Raw genomic sequence first — 18,558 nt, 5'->3', positions numbered from 1 at the left:
TCTGGGTCATGACGGTGTTCTCCTGCCCTGAAGTATGACGAGCGGGTCGGCGGAATATCGAGACGGAATGTCTTCGAAGGCCCACAAGGGCATCGGTGGACGCAGGGTGAAGACCGGGTCCGGCGGTGCCATGGTGTGGTACTGGGGATAGTGCATCTGGAAATCGATGGCGGCCTGCACCAGCAGCGGCTCACTGAAGCGCCTGCCCCAGAACGCTGCGTTGATGGGCAGCGTCCGGGGCACGCCTGTCGTTCCATGACCGACAGGCAGCGTCAACATCGGCCAGGCCAGTGCGTTGGGCAGCTCGTGATACATGCGTTGCACAGGCAGCGTCTCGGCCACTGCGCCGGTGCGTTTCCCGATGTGGGCGCCCAGCGGCAGTACCACCATGAAGTCGATTTGATCGTTATCCAGAGCCTTTTCAAAAAGCGCCTGTTGCTGACGCCGCCGATTCTCGGCCTTAAGCCTGATGCCGGTGGGTATCCGTGTGGCAACCTGATCGTAAAATTCTTCGTTTTTACGAAGCAGATAGTCCCTGTGGTCCTGATTTTCCAGCGTCCCGGCGAAATCACGTACGGCTGACCAGTGTCGCGTTTCCAGTTGGTTGGCATAGCTCGTGGCCGCAGGTGCGTTAAGGCTCATCAGCAAGGTGCCGTCTGCATCGTGCACATCATGAAACGGGTAGGGCGATGTGTAGGGCACGTTTTCGTCTTTTTGCGCATCGAGCCACGGAAAGTCGACAACCTCTGCACCCAGCGCCGTGAGTTGAGCCTTGAACCGGGCGAAGGCTGCGCGGTAATCCTCATCGTAGCTCTGGGCGGGAGGCAGATTGGGTGCCGTCATCCAGTCAGTCTGCGGAATGCCGATTTTCAGCCCCTCAAAAGGCAAGGGGTCGGCAGAGGGTTTGATGGGCAGGTCGCCGCCAAGCGAGGGGGCGCTGAGACTCTGCGGGTCGTTCTCGGCATCTGTTCCGGCCAGTATCGAGAGCAACAGCGATGCATCGCGCATCGAACGAGCCATCGGCCCTACCACGTCCCAACCGGTGCGCAATGGCATCACGCCTGCGCCGGAAACAAGACCCAATGAAGGTTTGATGGCGCTGGCGCCGTTGGCCGCTGCGGGGATGATGATCGAGCCTGCGGTTTCTTCACCCAGGGCTCCTGCGCAAAGCCGCGCCATAGGTGCTACGCCCGAGCCCTGGCTTGAGCCTCCGGGCACCCGCTCGGGGTCCCAGGCGTTACCGGCAAACTGGCCGATGGTATGGGTCGACAGCTCCGAGCAGATCGTGTGGCCCAGAATGATTGCGCCCTGCTTTCGAAGACGCATCGTGCAGGTTGCGTCCCTGGCCGCCAGATTCGTGGTGAAGGCCTGGGTGCCATTTTTGCTTTCCAGGCCCTGGATGGCGATGGAGTCTTTGATGCCGATGGGAATGCCACAGAGAGGTGGTGCCGGTCCTCTGTCGTCGTCCGCATTCATCAGCCAGAGATCTGCGAGCCTGGCCTGTTGCACAAGCGTGGGCCTTGCCTGGAGCCTTACAAAAGCGTTGTAGAACCCGTTGTCGCCATAGACTTCTGTCGGGCCGTTGAGGCGGTCGATGCGCTCAAGATAGGCGAGCAGAACCTGCTCGACGGTGAGGCGCTGCGGGTTGCCTTCTCTGAACAATGCGGCGAGTTCGACCACTTCGTAGTCGACGATCCGTTCACGCTGCGGGACGGACGAACCCTTGGGAAGGTCGGCCAGCAGACGGGCGTTGTTGAGGTGTTCTTCGGGTGTAAACGTGGGGTTGAGGTATTCAAGACTGTCCATTGCATTCAGCTCCTTTCATGTCTTGATAGCGAGGCATGTCGGGAGCTAAGCAGCATGGTCCGGGTTCGTATACTGTCAGAAGTGACAGTGTCCGGTCATATCAGAGCAGTCAGCCTTCCTCACCCTCGTCATCATCCCCGCCATCGACCTTCATGCCCAACTCCTTGATTTTTCGGGTCAGGGTGTTTCGGCCCCAACCCAGCAGCACGGCGGCATCGCGACGGCGGCCTGCCGTGTGCTTGAGGGCGGTTTCGATCATGATGCGTTCGAAGGTCGGCACGGCGCTGTCCAGCAGGCTCGACTGACCGCGTGACAGGGCCTGATCGGCCCACTGACGCAGTGCCTGCTCCCAGTTTGTGACCGGCGCAGCATCCTGCGGCAGACTGAGCAGTTCTGGCGGCAGGTCGCTGATGTGCACTTCACGGCCCGAGGCCATGACCGTGATCCAGCGGCAGGTGTTTTCCAGCTGACGCACGTTGCCCGGCCAGGGCAGATGCTTGAGGTATTCCTCGGTCTCGGCCTTGAGCAGTTTCGGCTCGACCGCCAGTTCCTGCGCAGCACGGCTCAGGAAGTGGCGGGCGAGTGTCGGGATGTCTTCGCGACGGTCCGACATGCGCGGAATGTGAATACGGATCACGTTCAGGCGGTGGAACAAGTCCTCGCGGAACTTGCCGGCCTGCACGAGGGTTTCCAGATTCTGGTGGGTCGCAGCGATGATGCGCACATCGACCTTGACCGGCGTATGACCGCCGACCCGATAGAACTCGCCGTCTGCCAGAACACGCAACAGTCGCGTCTGGGTGTCGGCAGGCATGTCGCCGATTTCGTCGAGAAACAACGTGCCGCCGTCAGCCTGCTCGAAGCGGCCGCGACGCAGGTTGGCTGCGCCGGTGAAGGCGCCTTTCTCGTGCCCGAACAGCTCGGACTCCATCAGATCCTTGGGGATCGCCGCCATGTTCAGCGCAATGAACGGCGAAGCCGAACGCGGGCTGTGACGGTGCAGGGCGTGGGCGACCAGCTCTTTACCGGTACCCGATTCGCCATTGATCAATACGGTGATGTTGGAGTGGCTCAAACGCCCGATGGCGCGAAACACTTCCTGCATCGCAGGCGCTTCGCCGATGATCTCGGGGGTGCGGGTCAACGTGGGCGCGACATCCAGGCCTTGCTGTTCCTGAGCGTGCTGGTTGGCACGCTTGACCAGCGAGACGGCCTCATCGACGTCGAACGGCTTGGGCAGGTACTCGAACGCACCGCCCTGATACGACGCTACGGCGCTGTCCAGGTCCGAATGAGCGGTCATGATGATGACCGGCAGACGTGGATGCTGTTCGCGAATTCGCGCCAGCAGGTCCAGGCCGCTGGCACCCGGCATGCGGATGTCGGAAATGATCACGTCCGGTTGCTGACGCGCCAGGCGACTCATCACCCCATCGGCGCTGTCGAAGCTCTGCGTGGTCATGCCTTCCTGTTGCAAGGCCTTTTCCAGTACCCAGCGAATGGAACGATCGTCGTCTACGATCCAGACAGTTTCACTACGGCTCATGTCGAAGCTGCTCCTTGTTCCAGCGGCAGGAAGATCGAGAATGTGGTGTGGCCGGGATGGCTGTCACACTCGATAAGCCCCTGGTGCTGGCTGATGATGTTCTGGGTAATGGCCAGACCGAGCCCTGTGCCATCCGGGCGGCCACTGACCATGGGGTAGAAAATGGTTTCCTGAAGCTCGGCCGGGATGCCCGGACCGTTGTCGATGATCTCGATCTTGCTCACCAGCCTGTGGCGCACGTGGCCGATGGTGAACTGGCGCATGGCACGGGTGCGCATGGTGATGCGGCCCAGGCGCAATTCGTTCTGACCGCTGATGGCCTGCATCGCGTTGCGCACGATATTGAGCACGGCCTGAATCATCTGCTCGCGGTCGATCAAGACATCCGGAATGCTCGGGTCATAGTCGCGCACCAGCGTGATGCAGCCCTGGCTTTCGGCTTCGACCAGACTGCACACCCGCTCGAGCACTTCATGCACGTTGGTCATCGCCAGCGAAGGCAATTTGTTGGAGCCCAGCATCCGGTCAACGAGGTTACGCAGGCGGTCGGCTTCTTCGATGATGACGTTGGTGTAATCCTTGAGGCTTTCTTCAGGCAGTTCGCGAGCCAGCAGTTGTGCTGCGCCGCGGATCCCGCCCAGCGGATTCTTTATTTCGTGGGCCAGGCCGCGCACCAGCATCTTGGTGGTTTCCTGCTTGGACAACTGGGCCTCTTCCTTGGTGATACGCAGCAGGCGGTCACGAGGGTGGACTTCAAGCAGCAGCAGGGTTTCGCCCTTGCTCAGAATCGGGGTTACGGCGTAGTCGACGGTCAGGGTCTGGCCGGTCAGCGCGGTGAGCATGGCTTCACGTTTGGTGAAAGGGTGGGCCTGTTCGACTGCCTGGCGAAGTGAACTCAGCGCTTCGGCCGACTCGGTGAACAGCTCGCTGATGAATTGCCCATGGCTGCGCTGCCCACTGATGGCGAGCAGCATTTCCGCCGCCGGGTTCATGTACTCGAGACGCAGGTCGGCGTTGAGCAGAATGGTGGCAGTGGTCAGGTTATCCAGTAACAGTCTGTGCAGCGCGTCGCTGATAGTCATGAATCGTGTTGACCTCTTTTGGCACATGGCAATCGCGCTATGCGGGTGCTGACAGGTCCTTGTCAGCACGGGCAGAGCCACCCATATGGTGCTTGACGGGGTGCTATGCCGGTGAAGTTGCAAAAACCAAACCAAGGCTCCGAAAAGAAGCGTTTTCTCTGCAAAACAGGTGCTTTTTTCGAACGCGTGCCCGCATACGGCGCTACTTGAGGGTGATTTCTGAACCAAAGTGGGCTGTATTGTTGCGTGGATGCCAGATTAGCGCACCAAAAAGGTGCCCTGGCGTATGCCGTCTCCTGTCACGCGTCCAGTGCCTGAAGATTGGTTGAAATCGGCTTCTGCCCGCAGGGCGTAGGAGCTCTCGCAGGTTACGACGGCAGCGATGGGCTGCGCAGCGGCCCCAAGGTGCATCTGACACACCGCGTGTGCAGGTTTTGCTGCCGGTTCCCGGCAGATCGCCGGCAAGCCGCCTCCCACGGTCCGGTGTTTGCTGCGGGACAGCGCTACGTCGAAGACGAGATAGCTTCAGAGGAACGGCAGAATGCTGCTTTCCGGTTCGGGCTTGTCCTTGATCGGGCACTCAGGGCGAACACCGTACTCCTCGGTCTTGCACGGGTTGACTGCACGCTTCTGTGCAAGGGAAATGCGCTTCAAGTGAAAGGACTGGTTGGGCGTCTTTTCCAGTACCCGTCCCAATGGGTCGAAGATCTCGACAGAGATCTGATGCGTGCCCCGGTCAATATTGCTCAGTGGAAACACCGGGCTGCGTCCCGGCTGGCCTACGGCAACCCCGTCCAGCAAAAGACGATAACTGTGGCCGGGCTGTAATACCGGATCGCTGGTCACCGTCACGATCAGGTCGCCGCTGGGGCTGCTGATCGCGGCATCCGGTTCAGGCACAAGCACTCGCAACAGCTGATAGTGGAAGATCGCAGGCGGCTTGCTTTCGACGGGTTTGCTCTTGAGGGTCCGGGTGGGCGGCGTGCCGGTCATGTTGTTGCTGGGCGGGATGTCGACGCGCTTGGCCTTCTTGCGCGGCTGGTCGGTAAAGACTCGATTACCGTTGGCATCTATATAGGTGTAAACGTCCGCCAGCGCGGGCAGCGCGTAGAGCAATAACAGCGTCAGCAGCAGGTTGCGCACGTTCATGGCTTGCCGAGGTGAACGCGTTGCACGGTCAGGGTGATGGTCTCGCTTTGCTGGATGATGCGTTCGCCGTCCTTCACTACCACTGCGAAGCTGTGCTCGCCACGATCAATGTTCATGACCTGAAAGCGCGGAAGGTTGGTGGGCTGGCCATACAGGTTGCCGTCCAGCAGCAGTTGCAGGCGGTGGGCCTGTTGCAGACGCGGCTGGATTTTCACGCCGATGATGAAAGAACCGTTGTTGGCGCGCAGTGCCTCGTCGGTCGGCAGGTCAGAGAGTTCGAGCGTGCTGTAGGCGTCTTGAGACTGTGCCGGCGTTTGAGTCTGCGACTCGACTGCTTGCGGCGCGGTGTTGAGGACCGGTCGGGAGGGACGGGATTCCACGCTGTTGAGCGGCGGCAGTTCGACGACTTCGGTCTTGACGCCATTGGGTGGCTCATTACTGAACGCCGTATTGCCATTCGCGTCGGTGTACTTATAGATCTGCGCTACGGCAGGCAGGCTGATCAATAGGAACAGGCAGATGAGGCTTTGACGCATGGGGGGCTCGACAGCGAAGGGCAAAGGTCACCAGCATAGAACACTTCGCCCTGTGTCGTGCAGACAGGCTTACAGTTTTGGTGCGCACAGATCCGCAGTGGCCAGCACCAGCGCCTGATCATGGATTGGGTCGCTCAGGTGGCGCTTGAGTGCGGCGTCCAGCAGCGTCTGGCAATCGCTCGACATGCGCACCGGCTGGAAGTCCGCGTAGGCCTTCAACAATTCAGTCTGCAGGCGATCCAGTTTCGGACGGATGTCGTCGACCAGGCTCAGACGTACGGTGTCGGGCGCCTTGCCTGCCGCGTGCCATTGGGCAAGCAGGGCGTTCTGCACACGCTTGTTGGCTTCAATCTGGGCACGGAACAGCCGCTGGACATCCTCCGGGTTCAACTTGAACTCGGCGGCACGCGCCTGGGCAGCGGTAATCACCTGTTGCTCGCGGGGCGGGTCTTCGACGGCCTTGCCACTGTCCCATTTGCTGAGAGCCACCTGATCGGCAATCGTCAGGCGCTCGCTGATGGCCTGCAGCAAAGGTTCAAGGGCGGAAGGTTTCTGCTCGGCGGCGAAGATAAAGCCTGAGGACAGACAGGTCAGGGTCAGTAACGAACTGGCGAGAAGCATGCGCATGGGGCGCTCCATCGTGGGAAAGGATGAAGAGTTAACGCCACGTCGCGGTTCGGGGCCAGTGCCTTCGAGTGAATAAAGATTCATGAATTGTCCGACAATTGATATTGCGCAAACAAAAAGACCTCCCGAAGGAGGTCTTTTGTTACGCCATCAACGTCAGGCCATCAACGTTGGTGCGACTGGATCAGCAGCTGTAGTACAGCTCGTATTCCAGTGGGTGTACGAAGGTGCGGACCTTGATTTCTTCTTCGCTTTTCAGCTCGATGTAGGCATCGATGAAGTCGTCGCTGAATACGCCGCCCTTGGTCAGGAACGCACGGCCCTTGTCCAGTTCTTCCAGGGCTTCTTTCAGGCTGCCGCAAACCTGTGGAATCTCTTTGGCCTCTTCAGGCGGCAGGTCATACAGGTTCTTGTCAGCTGCGTCGCCAGGGTGGATCTTGTTCTGGATGCCGTCCAGGCCAGCCATCAACAGTGCAGCGAACGCCAGGTACGGGTTGGCTGCCGGATCCGGGAAGCGTGCTTCGATACGACGGCCGCGTGGGCTGGAGACGTAAGGAATACGGATGGACGCGGAGCGGTTACGTGCCGAGTAGGCCAGCATGACCGGTGCTTCGAAACCTGGGACCAGACGCTTGTACGAGTTGGTCGACGGGTTGGTGAAGCCGTTCAGTGCCTTGCCGTGCTTGATGATACCGCCGATGAAGAACAGGGCAGTGTCGGACAGACCGGCATAGCCTTCGCCTGCGAAGGTGTTCTTGCCATCTTTGGAGATGGACATGTGCACGTGCATACCCGAACCGTTGTCGCCATAAAGAGGCTTCGGCATGAAGGTAGCGGTACGGCCGTAGGCATCGGCAACGTTGTGTACGCAGTATTTGAGGGTCTGAACTTCGTCAGCCTTCTTGACCAGCGTGTTGAATTTCACGCCGATTTCGTTCTGGCCGGCAGTGGCAACTTCGTGGTGGTGTACTTCCACGATCTGGCCCATTTCTTCCAGGGCGTTGCACATTGCGGTACGGATTTCGTGGTCGTGGTCGACCGGTGGAACCGGGAAGTAGCCACCCTTGACGCCAGGACGGTGGCCCTTGTTGCCGCCGTCGATGTCGCCGTCGGTCATCCAGGAAGCCTGTTCGGAGAAGATCTTGAACATGGAGCCGGAGATGTCGGACTTGAACTTCACTTCGTCGAAGACGAAGAACTCTGGCTCAGGACCTACGAATACGGTGTCACCGATACCGGTGGACTTCAGATATTCCTCGGCACGGTGGGCGATGGCGCGTGGGTCGCGATCGTAGCCCTGCATGGTCGAAGGTTCGATGATGTCGCAGACCAGAATGATGGTCGGCTCTTCGGTGAACGGATCGAGAACGGCAGTTTCGTCGTCCGGCAGCAGGATCATGTCGGAGGCTTCGATGCCTTTCCAGCCAGCGATGGAGGAACCGTCGAACATTTTGCCGACTTCAAAGAAGTCGTCTTCCAGCGCATCGCGCGCAGGCATCGTGACGTGCTGCTGCTTGCCCTTGGTGTCTGTGAAGCGCAGATCAATCCACTTAACGTCATGATCTTTGATGAGTTGAACCGACTTCGACATGGTGTCCTCCGGGTGGCTAGGGACCGCCTTATAGTTTTGGGCCCCTTGAATTTGGGTGATGCCGGCGCGAATACTCTGCCAAGGCAACCTGCCTCACAAGGGAGCAATTTGCATGCCAGTGCCCCGTGTTGGGTTTTTTGCCTCAATCCGAGGCTTTCAGGGCGTCAAATGAGGATTCTCGGAAAAATCACGCACCTTTATGGCGCTGGCAATTGAAGCGCCGACCCTTTTTGGTGCGTAGATGATTGGCCGTACGATAACTGGTTAAACCGTGAGCAATTTCCGCTATAATCCGCGCCCCCCTTTTTTGGTCGGCACCTCACGCACCGTTTCCATGAAACTAATCGTTAAAGTTTTCCCAGAAATCACCATCAAAAGCCCGCCGGTTCGCAAGAAGTTCATCCGGCAGCTGGGCAAGAACATTCGTACCGTGCTCCGGGAACTGGACGCGGACATTGTTGTGGGTGGCGTATGGGACAACCTCGAGGTGGAGACCCGGCTGACCGACCCCAAAGTGCTGCAGGGCATTACCGAGCGCCTGAGTTGCATGCCTGGCATCGCCAACTTTCTGCAGGTGGCCGAGTACCCGCTGGGCGACATGGATGACATCGTTGCCAAGTGCAAAGCGCACTACGCCGACCTGCTGCCGGGCAAGATGTTCGCCGTGCGTTGCAAGCGTGCCGGACGACACGATTTCAGCTCCATGGATGTCGAGAAATACGTCGGCAGCCAGTTGCGTCAGCAGTGCGGCGCGGCCGGAATCGAGCTGAAAAAGCCCGATCTGGTGGTCAGAATGGAAATTCGCGACCAACGGTTGTTTGTCGTTCATGACCAGCATAAAGGCCTGGGCGGTTATCCGCTCGGCGCGCTGGAGCAGACCCTGGTATTGATGTCCGGCGGTTTCGATTCGACCGTTGCGGCCTATCAGATCATGCGCCGCGGGCTTATGGCCCACTTCTGCTTCTTCAATCTGGGCGGTCGTGCCCACGAACTGGGCGTGATGGAAGTCGCTCATTTCATCTGGAAGAAGTACGGCAGCTCCCAGCGAGTGCTGTTCGTGAGCGTGCCTTTCGAGGAAGTTCTCGGAGAAATTCTGCAGAAAGTCGATAACAGTCATATGGGTGTAGTTTTGAAGCGTATGATGTTACGCGCTGCTTCATCCGTGGCTGATCGTCTCGAAATCGATGTGCTGGTCACGGGCGAGGCGATTTCACAGGTGTCGAGCCAGACGCTGCCCAACCTGTCGCTGATCGATTCGGCGACCGACAAGCTGGTGTTGCGGCCTCTGGTGGCCAGCCACAAGCAGGACATCGTGGATCAGGCGACGGAGATCGGTACGGCCGACTTCGCCCGACACATGCCTGAATATTGCGGGGTGATCTCGGTCAACCCCAAGACCAACGCCAAGCGGAATCGCGTTGAGTACGAAGAAAAACAGTTCGACATGGCGATTCTCGAGCAGGCGCTCGAGCGCGCAAAGCTGGTTTCGATCGATCGGGTCATCGACGATCTGAGCCGCAATGTCGATATAGAAGAAGTCAGCCAGGCGCTGGCCGGTCAGGTCGTCATCGACATCCGTCACCCGGATGCGCAGGAAGACCAGCCGCTGCAGGTGCCGGGCATAGAAGTACAAACGCTGCCGTTCTATGCACTGAACAGCCGTTTCAAGGAACTGGATAACACGCGCCAGTACCTGTTGTATTGCGACAAAGGCGTCATGAGTCGCCTGCATGCTCACCATTTGCTCAGTGAGGGGCATGCCAATGTGCGCGTTTATCGACCGAGCTAAGTGCCCGGGGCTGTTTGCCTGTGGCTTGCGTCACCGGCCCCCCGACACCAGTCGCCAAGCCGTAACGGCTTTTGCCGACTAGTAACTGTTAATCGCCGGCGTTAAACCGTCAGCAGACCGAATCCTCTGATCGAGATACACAAGTGATCGAAAATCTACGCAACATCGCCATCATCGCCCACGTTGACCATGGTAAGACCACCCTGGTAGACAAACTCCTGCGTCAATCCGGCACTCTGGAGCGCAACGAGCTCAACGACGAGCGCGTGATGGACTCCAACGACCAGGAAAAAGAGCGCGGTATTACCATTCTCGCGAAGAACACCGCGATCAACTGGAACGGCTTCCACATCAACATCGTGGACACCCCGGGCCACGCCGACTTCGGTGGTGAAGTAGAGCGCGTGATGTCGATGGTCGACTCCGTGCTGCTGCTGGTCGATGCTCAGGACGGCCCTATGCCGCAGACCCGTTTCGTGACCAAGAAGGCTTTCGAAGCCGGCCTGCGTCCAATCGTGGTCATCAACAAGGTTGACCGTCCAGGCGCGCGTCCGGACTGGGTTCTGGACCAGATCTTCGACCTGTTCGACAACCTGGGTGCCACCGAAGAACAGCTGGACTTCAAAGTCGTCTACGCCTCGGCCCTGAACGGCATTGCCGGTCTGGACCACACCGACATGGCTGAAGACATGACCCCGCTGTACCAGTCGATCGTCGACAACGTACCGGCTCCAAAGGTTGACCGTGACGGCCCGTTCCAGATGCAGATCTCCGCACTGGACTACAACAGCTTCCTGGGCGTCATCGGTGTTGGCCGTATCGCTCGTGGTAGCGTCAAGCCGAACACCCCGGTCGTCGCCATTGGTGCTGACGGCAAGAAGCGTAACGGTCGTATCCTGAAACTGATGGGTCACCACGGTCTGCACCGTATCGACGTTGAAGAAGCGTTTGCCGGCGACATCGTATGCGTGAGCGGTATGGACTCCTTGTTCATCTCCGACACCCTGTGCCAGCCGGACAACGTCGAGGCCATGAAGCCTCTGACTGTTGACGAGCCAACCGTTTCCATGACCTTCCAGGTAAACGACTCGCCGTTCTGCGGTAAAGAAGGCAAGTTCGTGACCTCCCGTAACATCAAGGAGCGTCTGGACAAGGAGCTGCTGTACAACGTTGCTCTGCGCGTTGAAGAAGGCGACTCGGCTGACAAGTTCAAGGTTTCCGGCCGTGGTGAGCTGCACCTCTCGGTACTGATCGAAACCATGCGTCGCGAAGGCTTCGAAATGGGCGTTGGTCGTCCGGAAGTGATCATCCGCGTCGTTGACGGCAACAAGCAGGAACCGTTCGAAAACGTCACCATCGACACCCCGGAAGAATCCCAGGGCAAGGTGATGGAAGAGATGGGTCTGCGTAAGGGCGACCTGACCAACATGGTGCCGGATGGCAAAGGCCGTGTGCGTCTGGAATACAACATCCCTGCTCGTGGTCTGATCGGTTTCCGTAACCAGTTCCTGACCCTGACCAACGGTGCTGGCATCCTGACCTCGATCTTCGATCGTTACGACACCATGAAGTCCGGCCAGATGTCCGGCCGTCAGAACGGTGTTCTGGTCTCGGTTGAAACCGGCAAGGCGCTGACCTACTCCCTGGAAACCCTCCAGGCGCGTGGCAAGCTGTTCGTTGAGCACGGTCAAGAGATCTACAACGGTCAGATCGTTGGTCTGAACAGCCGTGACACCGACATGGGCGTCAACCCAACCAAAGGCAAGAAGCTCGACAACATGCGTGCTTCGGGTAAAGACGAAACCATCGCTCTGGTTCCACCTGTTCGTTTCACTCTGGAACAGGCTCTGGAATTCATCCAGGACGACGAGCTGTGCGAAGTTACGCCTAAGTCGATCCGTCTTCGCAAGAAGATCCTGGACGAAGGCGAGCGTACCCGCGCTGCCAAGAAAGCCAAGGCTTGATACTTAGCCCTCGCTGAACGAAAACGCCCCCGGTCGAAAGGCCGGGGGCGTTTTTGTTTGTGTGGGTTTTATGAAAGCCTTGCCCCGTGCATCACATGGGAGAGCGGACGCGGAGCATCCCAGGATGCATTCCCACGCGGAGCGTAGGAACGATCATGCGTTACAGATGATCGTGACCATGCAGCCCGTGACGCTCCGTGTCACATCAGGCAGTCGCTCAGAACTTCGGGACAGGCGCGCTGGTGGCGTTTCTCAGTGAGCCACTTTCCGGGCGCACGACAGCCTTGGGCTTGTAGGCGCAGTAGCCGGGACGTGGGCCAATCCTGGGATGGTTGCGGCACGTATCCGGGCGCTTGTCGTAGATGGTGCACAGGCGGCTCTTGCGATCCAGGTACAGGCAGTCGTTGTTGCTCATGCGCTGCAGGGTGAAGATCTCGGTCTTCTGGTTGTAGCGCTCGACGATCCCTTCCTTCTGCAACCGCTTGGCGATGTTCTTCGCAGGCTCGCCACGTTCGAAATCATCGACGATGCCGATACGGATCAGGTCCTTGATCTTCACTTCGACCGGCAGCGTGCAGCAGCTGGACACGCAGCCTCCGCACATGTGGCTGGAGTACTTTGCCCAGGTATCGATGCGATCGAGTTCTGCGGCGGCGATCAAGGTGGGTTTCATTTGAATTCAGACTTCCGGGTGAATCGGGCGCGCGATCATAACGGGCTCGACGGTTTTGGAGTAAGTAAAAATTGTCGGGGCGACTGTCGGTCGTGCAGGTCTGCGTACGTACAGCGTGCCCACGCAGAGTGCTCATCGTTACACACAAGTCTGGAAGACGCGCAAAACGGGGCCAAAACGTAAGTATCTAACTGAATGCATACCCCGTGGGAGGTGGTCGCAGCAAGGCTCGGTATAACGCTGAGCACAAGCGTGGGCACGATCGGCGTGCTTGAGATCACGCTGATCGTTCCTACGCTCCGCGTGAGGAATGCCTCTCGGGACGCTCTGCGTCCCTATCAATGCGTCAGAACAGGTCGATCGGCGCTGACTCATCTGCTGGCAGTGGGCTGCCCGGCGCGCTGCCGCCGCCCAGTTCGTTGACGCTTGGCGGCGTGTCTTCGCTTTTGAACAGTTCGAAGAACGCATTCGGCGTGCTCGGCGTGGCCGCACGGCCGCTGACCGGGTCGACGCGCAGGCTGAGGATGCCATCCGGCTCTGCCTGCTGATGCGGCGGCTTGTCTTTCAGTGCCGCGCTCATGTAGTCCATCCAGATCGGCAGGGAAACCGTGCCGCCGAATTCATGGCGTCCCAGGCTTTCCGGCTGGTCGAAACCGCTCCAGACCGTGGTCACGTAATCGGCGTTGTAACCCGAGAACCACGCATCCTTGGATTCGTTGGTCGTACCGGTCTTGCCCGCAATGTCAGGCCTGTTCATCGACAGCGCACGACGTCCGGTGCCGCGCTTGATCACGTCCTGCAGCATGCTGTTGAGGATGAAGGTGGTGCGACTGTCGACGATGCGCTCGGCCACGGCAGGTGCCTGAGGTTCGACAGGCGTCGTGGACGATGGAGTCGTCAGGTTCGGGCTGTCGTGTACCGCAAAGGTCGACGTGTCCGGCGCAGTCTTCACGTCATGAGCCGGAACGCTCGGCGGGTTGGCGGCGAATATCGTCTGGCCGTCGCGGTTCTCGATGGTCTGGATCAGATAAGGACTGACCTTGTAGCCGCCGTTGGCGAACGCACTCCAGCCGGTGGCGATTTCCATCGGCGTCAGCGTTGCCGTACCCAGTGCCAGCGACAGGTTGCGCGGCAGGTCCTGCTTGGCGAAGCCGAAGCGGGTGATGTAATCGATTGTGCTGTCCACGCCCAGAGCCTGGAGCAGACGGATCGAAACCAGGTTACGCGACTTGTACAGCGCTTCGCGCAGGCGAATCGGACCCAGGAAGGTGTTGGTGTCGTTCTTCGGACGCCAGACCTTGTCCAGGTATTCGTCGACGAACACGATAGGTGCATCGTTCACCAGACTGGACGCGGTGTAGCCATTGTCCAGCGCGGCGCTATAGATGAAAGGCTTGAAGCTGGAGCCCGGCTGACGCTTGGCCTGCATGGCACGGTTGTAATTGCTCTGCTCGAACGCGAAGCCGCCCACCAGTGCACGAATGGCACCATTCTGCGGATCCAGTGACACCAGTGCGCTCTGCGCGACGGGAATTTGACTGAATTTGAGCGAGCCATCGTCCTGACGCAGCAGACGAACCAGATCACCGACCTTGGCGACATCTCCCGGCTGCTTGGGATTGGCGCCCAGGCTGTTGGTGTTCAGGTAAGGACGCGCCCACTTCATGGTGCTCCAGTCGACCGTCTCTTCCTGCTCGCCGTTACGGGTCAGAACCTTCAGGCCGGTCTTGTCGACCTGAGTCACGATGGCAGGCTCCAGGCCGTTGATCGTGCGTTGCTTGCTCAGTTCCTGAGCCCAGTTGGCGCGGGTCATGCCGGGGAAGCGGCTTTCCGGTCCGCGATAGCCATGACGCTGGTCGTAGTCGATCAGGCCGCGCTGAATCGCCTTGTTGGCATCTTCCTGCAAGCCGCTCGGGACGGTGGTGGTAACCCGGAAACCCTCGGTGTAGGCGTCGCTGCCGTAGCGGCCGACCATTTCGGCACGTGCCATTTCCGCGATGTAAGGCGCGTTAACTTCAGGTGTCGGAACGTGGTAGCTGGCGTTCAGCGGCTCGTTCAGAGCGGCCTGATACGCGGTCTGGTCGATCTTGCCCAGGCGGTACATGCGGCCCAGGATCCAGTCGCGGCGTTCCTTGGCACGGGTGGGGTTGGCCAGTGGGTTGAAACGTGACGGTGCCTTCGGCAAACCGGCAATCATGGCCATTTGCGCAAGGCTTACATCGCGAATCGATTTGCCGTAGTAGACTTGCGCCGCCGCCTCGATGCCATAGGCCCGGTTGCCCAGATAAATCTTGTTGACGTACAGCTCGAGAATCTCGTCCTTGGTCAGTTGGCGCTCGATTTGCAAGGCGAGAAGAATCTCGGTGGTTTTGCGCGAAAAGCTTCTTTCGCTGGTCAGGAAAAAGTTTTTCGCGACCTGCATCGTGATGGTACTGCCGCCCGATTGAATGTGGCCGCTCTTCACCAGCTGGGTGGCGGCGCGCATCAGGCTGCTTGGATCGACACCGTAGTGATTGGCGAAATTGTCGTCTTCGGCCGATAACAGGGCGTTGATGAAATTGGGCGGGATTTCCGCAAAGCGAATCGGCGTGCGACGCATCTCGCCAAATTCGGCGATCAGCTTGCCGTCACTGCTGTACACGCGCAGAGGGATTTGCAGTTGGATGCTTCGCAGCGCCTCAACGGATGGCAGAGTGGGGCTCAGATAAAGGAACGCGCCGCTCAGGCCGAGCAGCAGCGAGCAGAATACCGCGACGAGAGACCACCAGAAAAACTTCAGCAGGCGTATCAAGGCTTTTGGATTTCCAGAAAAAATAATGGGTTAAGCGCAGGCATTTACAAATGAACACGCCTTGAAGCTTTCTCAAACGAAAAAAACGCTGGGCATTATAAGCATTTTTCGTCCCCAAGCGTGATTTGCGCTACTGTCAAGGCTGTTGGCAGTGACGCCGACCCGAAATAACTCCGTAAGTGACGGAAACTCATAGGAATCAGGTTGTGTTCGAACTCTTCGGTAAGAAGGCCAACACCCTTCTAGGGATCGATATTAGTTCCACCTCGGTCAAGCTCCTTGAATTGAGTCGTTCCGGAACCCGCTACAAAGTCGAGTCTTACGCTGTTGAGCCGTTGCCGGCCAATGCCGTCGTCGAGAAGAACATTGCCGAACTCGAAGGGGTTGGTCAGGCGTTGTCACGGGTCGTTGGCAAGGCCAAGACCAGCGCCAGAATAGTGGCGGTCGCTGTCGCAGGCTCCGCAGTCATCACCAAGACGATCGAAATGGATGCCGGTCTCTCGGACGACGACATGGAAAATCAGCTCAAGCTCGAGGCTGACCAGTACATCCCCTATCCCCTTGAAGAAGTGGCCATCGATTTCGAAGTGCAGGGCTATTCGCTGCGCAACCCCGAACGCGTGGAAGTCCTTCTGGCTGCCTGTCGCAAGGAGAACGTCGAGGTGCGCGAGGCCGCGCTGGCGCTGGCGGGCCTCACCGCAAAAGTTGTCGACGTCGAAGCCTATGCCCTTGAGCGTTCGTTCGGGCTGCTGGCTGCGCAACTGGGTAACGGTCACGATGAGCTGACCGTGGCGGTCGTCGACATCGGCGCCACCATGACCACACTGAGCGTCCTGCACCATGGCCGGATCATTTATACCCGTGAGCAACTGTTCGGCGGGCGCCAACTGACCGAAGAAATCCAGCGCCGCTATGGCCTGTCGATGGAAGAGGCCGGGCTTGCCAAGAAACAGGGCGGGCTGCCGGACGACTATGTCAGTGAAGTGCTGGAACCCTTCAAGGATGCGTTGGTGCAGCAGGTCTCGCGCTCACTTCAGTTCTTCTTCGCGGCAGGCCAGTACAACTCTGTGGATCACATCATGCTCGCTGGCGGTACGGCTTCCATTTCCGGCCTGGAGCATCTGATTCAGCGCCGACTCGGCACGCCGACCCAGGTGGCCAACCCGTTTGCCGACATGGCCCTCAGTTCCAAGGTCAACGCCGGAGCGCTGGCCAGTGATGCGCCCGCGCTGATGATCGCGTGCGGTCTTGCTTTGAGGAGCTTCGACTGATGGCGCGGATCAACCTTTTACCTTGGCGTGAAGAACTGCGCGAAGAGCGCAAGAAACGCTTCCTGACTGTATTGGTCTGCGTGCTGGTGGTCTCTGTCGGCGTGCTGTTCCTGATCGATCGCTACATCGGTATGGCGATCGACAACCAGTTGGCGCGCAATACCTTCATGCAGAAAGAGATCGCGCAACTTGATGTGCGCATCAAGGAAATCAGCGATTTGAAAGCGCGGCGCAAGCAGTTGCTGGAGCGCATGAAAATCATCCAGGACCTGCAGGGCAACCGCCCGATCACCGGACGGGTGTTCGATCAGCTCGCCCGCACCCTGCCGGATGGCGTGTATTTCTCGCAGGTCAAGATGACTGACAAACTGATCGCGATCACCGGTGCGGCCGAATCGAACAACCGGGTTTCCGACCTCATGCGTAATCTTGAAGCATCCGACTGGCTGGAGGCGCCAAGCCTGACCGAGGTCAAGGCGACGACTGCGGGTGCCGTGGATCAGGCCAACGTCTTTCAATTGACCGTGCGCCAGACCCAGCCCCAGGTACAAGTTCCTGCCGAAGGAGCCAAGCCATGAACGTGAGCGAGTGGCTGGAAGGGCTTCGCAAGGTCGAACTCAACGAACTCGACCTCAACAACCTGGGTTCATGGCCTGCTGCAGTCAAGGCGATTGCCGGTGTGCTGCTGGCTGTTTTGATCTTTGCCCTGGGCTATTTCCTGTTCATTCAGGACATGGAAACCCAGCTTGAGAACGCGCAGGCCAGTGAGGTTTCGCTCAAGGAACAGTTTTCCACCAAGGCGTTCCAGGCCGCGAACCTGGAGCCCTACAAAAAGCAGATGGAGGAAATGGAAAACACCTTTGGCGCGCTGCTTCGGCAATTGCCCAGCGACACCGAAGTGCCTGGCCTGCTTGAAGACATTACCCGCACCGGTCTGGGCAGCGGCCTGGAGTTCGAAGAAATCAAACTGTTGCCCGAGGCGGTGCAGCAGTTCTACATCGAACTGCCGATACAGATCACAGTGGTCGGCGGCTATCACGATCTGGCGACCTTCGTCAGTGGCGTGGCCGGGTTGCCGCGCATCGTGACGCTGCATGATTTCGATATCAAACCGGCTGATCCCAAGGTGCCTGCCAAGTTGCGCATGAACATTCTGGCCAAGACCTACCGCTACAACGATGAAGGGTTGAAGAAATGAGGGTGGCGCGTGTGTTGTGCGTCAGTACGGTCCTGGCGGGGTTGGCTGGTTGCGGTGGCGGCAATGATTACGCTGACCTGAGCGAGTTTGTGGCTCAGGCCCAGTCGCGTCCGAGCGGCACCATCGAGCCTTTGCCAAGGTTTCGTGCCTATGAGGCGTTCACCTACAACGCCGCCAGTCTGCGCAGCCCCTTTCAGCCTGCGGTCAAGGTCGATGCGCTCAATCGTCAGAAAGGCTCGCGTCTGATTGCGCCGGACGATACTCGCGTCAGGCAGTTTCTCGAAGGCTTCAACATCGAGTCGTTCGACATGGTGGGTACCATCGGCAACGACTCCGGCATCTTCGCCCTGTTGAAAGGGGCCGGAGGCGTCTATCGCGTGAAAGTGGGTGATTATCTGGGTCGCAACAACGGTCGCATCGTGTCGGTCAGCGACGGGCAGGTCGATGTCATTGAAATAGTTCCTGATGGAGAGGGGGCCTGGCTGGAAAGGCCGCGCAGTATCGCCCTCAAAGAACGCTCATGAAGTGGGCAAGG

The 18,558-nt window shown here is 59.0% G+C and carries 15 protein-coding genes; 6 read left to right on the top strand and 9 right to left on the bottom strand.

The annotated features are described in order from the left end of the window. Positions 1-6: 6 nt before the first annotated feature. The 7 genes from CFBP1590_RS24970 to glnA all read right to left on the bottom strand — a co-directional run bounded on the left by CFBP1590_RS24970 (position 7) and on the right by glnA (position 8,337). Entirely contained in the window at positions 7-1,806 is a 1,800-nt protein-coding gene (locus tag CFBP1590_RS24970) for an amidase (RefSeq protein WP_088236118.1), read from the bottom strand. Positions 1,807-1,915: 109 nt separating this feature from the next. Further along, positions 1,916-3,352 (bottom strand): nitrogen regulation protein NR(I), encoded by a 1,437-nt coding sequence (ntrC, locus tag CFBP1590_RS24965; RefSeq protein ID WP_024686097.1) that lies wholly within the window; start codon positions 3,350-3,352, stop codon positions 1,916-1,918. Further along, positions 3,349-4,434: a nitrogen regulation protein NR(II) gene (glnL, locus tag CFBP1590_RS24960; RefSeq protein WP_024686098.1), complete on the bottom strand. Its 1,086-nt coding sequence runs from the start codon at positions 4,432-4,434 to the stop codon at positions 3,349-3,351. Before glnL ends, ntrC begins: the two co-directional genes overlap by 4 nt. Positions 4,435-4,959: 525 nt before the next feature. Beyond that, positions 4,960-5,583, bottom strand: a complete 624-nt coding sequence (locus tag CFBP1590_RS24955; protein WP_088236117.1) for a DUF4124 domain-containing protein — start codon at positions 5,581-5,583, stop codon at positions 4,960-4,962. Next, positions 5,580-6,119 carry a DUF4124 domain-containing protein gene (locus CFBP1590_RS24950; RefSeq protein WP_050575422.1) on the bottom strand — a complete coding sequence of 180 codons (540 nt, stop codon included), beginning with the start codon at positions 6,117-6,119 and terminating at the stop codon, positions 5,580-5,582. Before CFBP1590_RS24950 ends, CFBP1590_RS24955 begins: the two co-directional genes overlap by 4 nt. 69 nt (positions 6,120-6,188) lie before the next feature. After that, positions 6,189-6,746: a chorismate mutase gene (locus CFBP1590_RS24945; protein ID WP_058432198.1), complete on the bottom strand. Its 558-nt coding sequence runs from the start codon at positions 6,744-6,746 to the stop codon at positions 6,189-6,191. Positions 6,747-6,930: 184 nt separating this feature from the next. Next, positions 6,931-8,337 (bottom strand): glutamate--ammonia ligase, encoded by a 1,407-nt coding sequence (gene glnA / locus CFBP1590_RS24940; RefSeq protein ID WP_004882724.1) that lies wholly within the window; start codon positions 8,335-8,337, stop codon positions 6,931-6,933. 334 nt (positions 8,338-8,671) lie between these two features. Here glnA and thiI point away from each other — a divergent pair, with 334 nt between their 5' ends. Further along, a complete protein-coding gene (thiI, locus tag CFBP1590_RS24930) occupies positions 8,672-10,126 on the top strand; it encodes a tRNA uracil 4-sulfurtransferase ThiI (protein WP_004882723.1) in 1,455 nt (484 codons plus the stop codon). 143 nt (positions 10,127-10,269) lie between these two features. Further along, complete coding sequence (gene typA, locus CFBP1590_RS24925) at positions 10,270-12,090, top strand: translational GTPase TypA (RefSeq protein ID WP_025993639.1); 1,821 nt, start codon at positions 10,270-10,272, stop codon at positions 12,088-12,090. Positions 12,091-12,307: 217 nt separating this feature from the next. Here the strand turns inward: typA and CFBP1590_RS24920 are convergent, their stop codons facing one another. Both CFBP1590_RS24920 and CFBP1590_RS24915 read right to left on the bottom strand, forming a co-directional pair. After that, positions 12,308-12,763: a YkgJ family cysteine cluster protein gene (locus CFBP1590_RS24920; RefSeq protein ID WP_029243170.1), complete on the bottom strand. Its 456-nt coding sequence runs from the start codon at positions 12,761-12,763 to the stop codon at positions 12,308-12,310. 346 nt (positions 12,764-13,109) lie between these two features. Next, positions 13,110-15,551 carry a penicillin-binding protein 1A gene (locus CFBP1590_RS24915; protein WP_374729078.1) on the bottom strand — a complete coding sequence of 814 codons (2,442 nt, stop codon included), beginning with the start codon at positions 15,549-15,551 and terminating at the stop codon, positions 13,110-13,112. A 209-nt stretch (positions 15,552-15,760) separates the two neighbouring features. Here CFBP1590_RS24915 and CFBP1590_RS24910 point away from each other — a divergent pair, with 209 nt between their 5' ends. From CFBP1590_RS24910 to CFBP1590_RS24895, 4 genes are read left to right on the top strand one after another with little or no spacing between them, the layout of a single operon-like run. Further along, positions 15,761-16,825 carry a pilus assembly protein PilM gene (locus CFBP1590_RS24910; protein ID WP_004882719.1) on the top strand — a complete coding sequence of 355 codons (1,065 nt, stop codon included), beginning with the start codon at positions 15,761-15,763 and terminating at the stop codon, positions 16,823-16,825. Next, the gene (locus CFBP1590_RS24905) at positions 16,825-17,403 is read left to right on the top strand and encodes a PilN domain-containing protein (RefSeq protein WP_025993896.1); all 579 of its coding nucleotides are present in this window, start codon (positions 16,825-16,827) and stop codon (positions 17,401-17,403) included. Before CFBP1590_RS24910 ends, CFBP1590_RS24905 begins: the two co-directional genes overlap by 1 nt. Continuing rightward, a complete protein-coding gene (gene pilO / locus CFBP1590_RS24900; protein ID WP_088236115.1) occupies positions 17,400-18,023 on the top strand; it encodes a type 4a pilus biogenesis protein PilO in 624 nt (207 codons plus the stop codon). The genes CFBP1590_RS24905 and pilO overlap by 4 nt, the downstream gene beginning before the upstream one ends. Next, complete coding sequence (locus tag CFBP1590_RS24895; protein ID WP_029243168.1) at positions 18,020-18,547, top strand: pilus assembly protein PilP; 528 nt, start codon at positions 18,020-18,022, stop codon at positions 18,545-18,547. Before pilO ends, CFBP1590_RS24895 begins: the two co-directional genes overlap by 4 nt. Positions 18,548-18,558: the final 11 nt, after the last annotated feature.

The organism is Pseudomonas viridiflava (assembly GCF_900184295.1).
Lineage (GTDB): Bacteria > Pseudomonadota > Gammaproteobacteria > Pseudomonadales > Pseudomonadaceae > Aquipseudomonas > Aquipseudomonas viridiflava.
This window is presented reverse-complemented; position numbering and strand designations above follow the sequence as displayed.

Excerpts from the sequence above, each read along its gene's own strand:
- CFBP1590_RS24970 (WP_088236118.1), bottom strand. The coding sequence starts at position 1,806 with ATGGACAGTCTTGAATACCTCAACCCCACGTTTACACCCGAAGAACAC.
- ntrC (WP_024686097.1), bottom strand. The coding sequence starts at position 3,352 with ATGAGCCGTAGTGAAACTGTCTGGATCGTAGACGACGATCGTTCCATT.
- glnL (WP_024686098.1), bottom strand. The coding sequence starts at position 4,434 with ATGACTATCAGCGACGCGCTGCACAGACTGTTACTGGATAACCTGACC.
- CFBP1590_RS24955 (WP_088236117.1), bottom strand. The coding sequence starts at position 5,583 with ATGAACGTGCGCAACCTGCTGCTGACGCTGTTATTGCTCTACGCGCTG.
- CFBP1590_RS24950 (WP_050575422.1), bottom strand. The coding sequence starts at position 6,119 with ATGCGTCAAAGCCTCATCTGCCTGTTCCTATTGATCAGCCTGCCTGCC.
- CFBP1590_RS24945 (WP_058432198.1), bottom strand. The coding sequence starts at position 6,746 with ATGCGCATGCTTCTCGCCAGTTCGTTACTGACCCTGACCTGTCTGTCC.
- glnA (WP_004882724.1), bottom strand. The coding sequence starts at position 8,337 with ATGTCGAAGTCGGTTCAACTCATCAAAGATCATGACGTTAAGTGGATT.
- thiI (WP_004882723.1), top strand. The coding sequence starts at position 8,672 with ATGAAACTAATCGTTAAAGTTTTCCCAGAAATCACCATCAAAAGCCCG.
- CFBP1590_RS24920 (WP_029243170.1), bottom strand. The coding sequence starts at position 12,763 with ATGAAACCCACCTTGATCGCCGCCGCAGAACTCGATCGCATCGATACC.
- CFBP1590_RS24905 (WP_025993896.1), top strand. The coding sequence starts at position 16,825 with ATGGCGCGGATCAACCTTTTACCTTGGCGTGAAGAACTGCGCGAAGAG.
- pilO (WP_088236115.1), top strand. The coding sequence starts at position 17,400 with ATGAACGTGAGCGAGTGGCTGGAAGGGCTTCGCAAGGTCGAACTCAAC.
- CFBP1590_RS24895 (WP_029243168.1), top strand. The coding sequence starts at position 18,020 with ATGAGGGTGGCGCGTGTGTTGTGCGTCAGTACGGTCCTGGCGGGGTTG.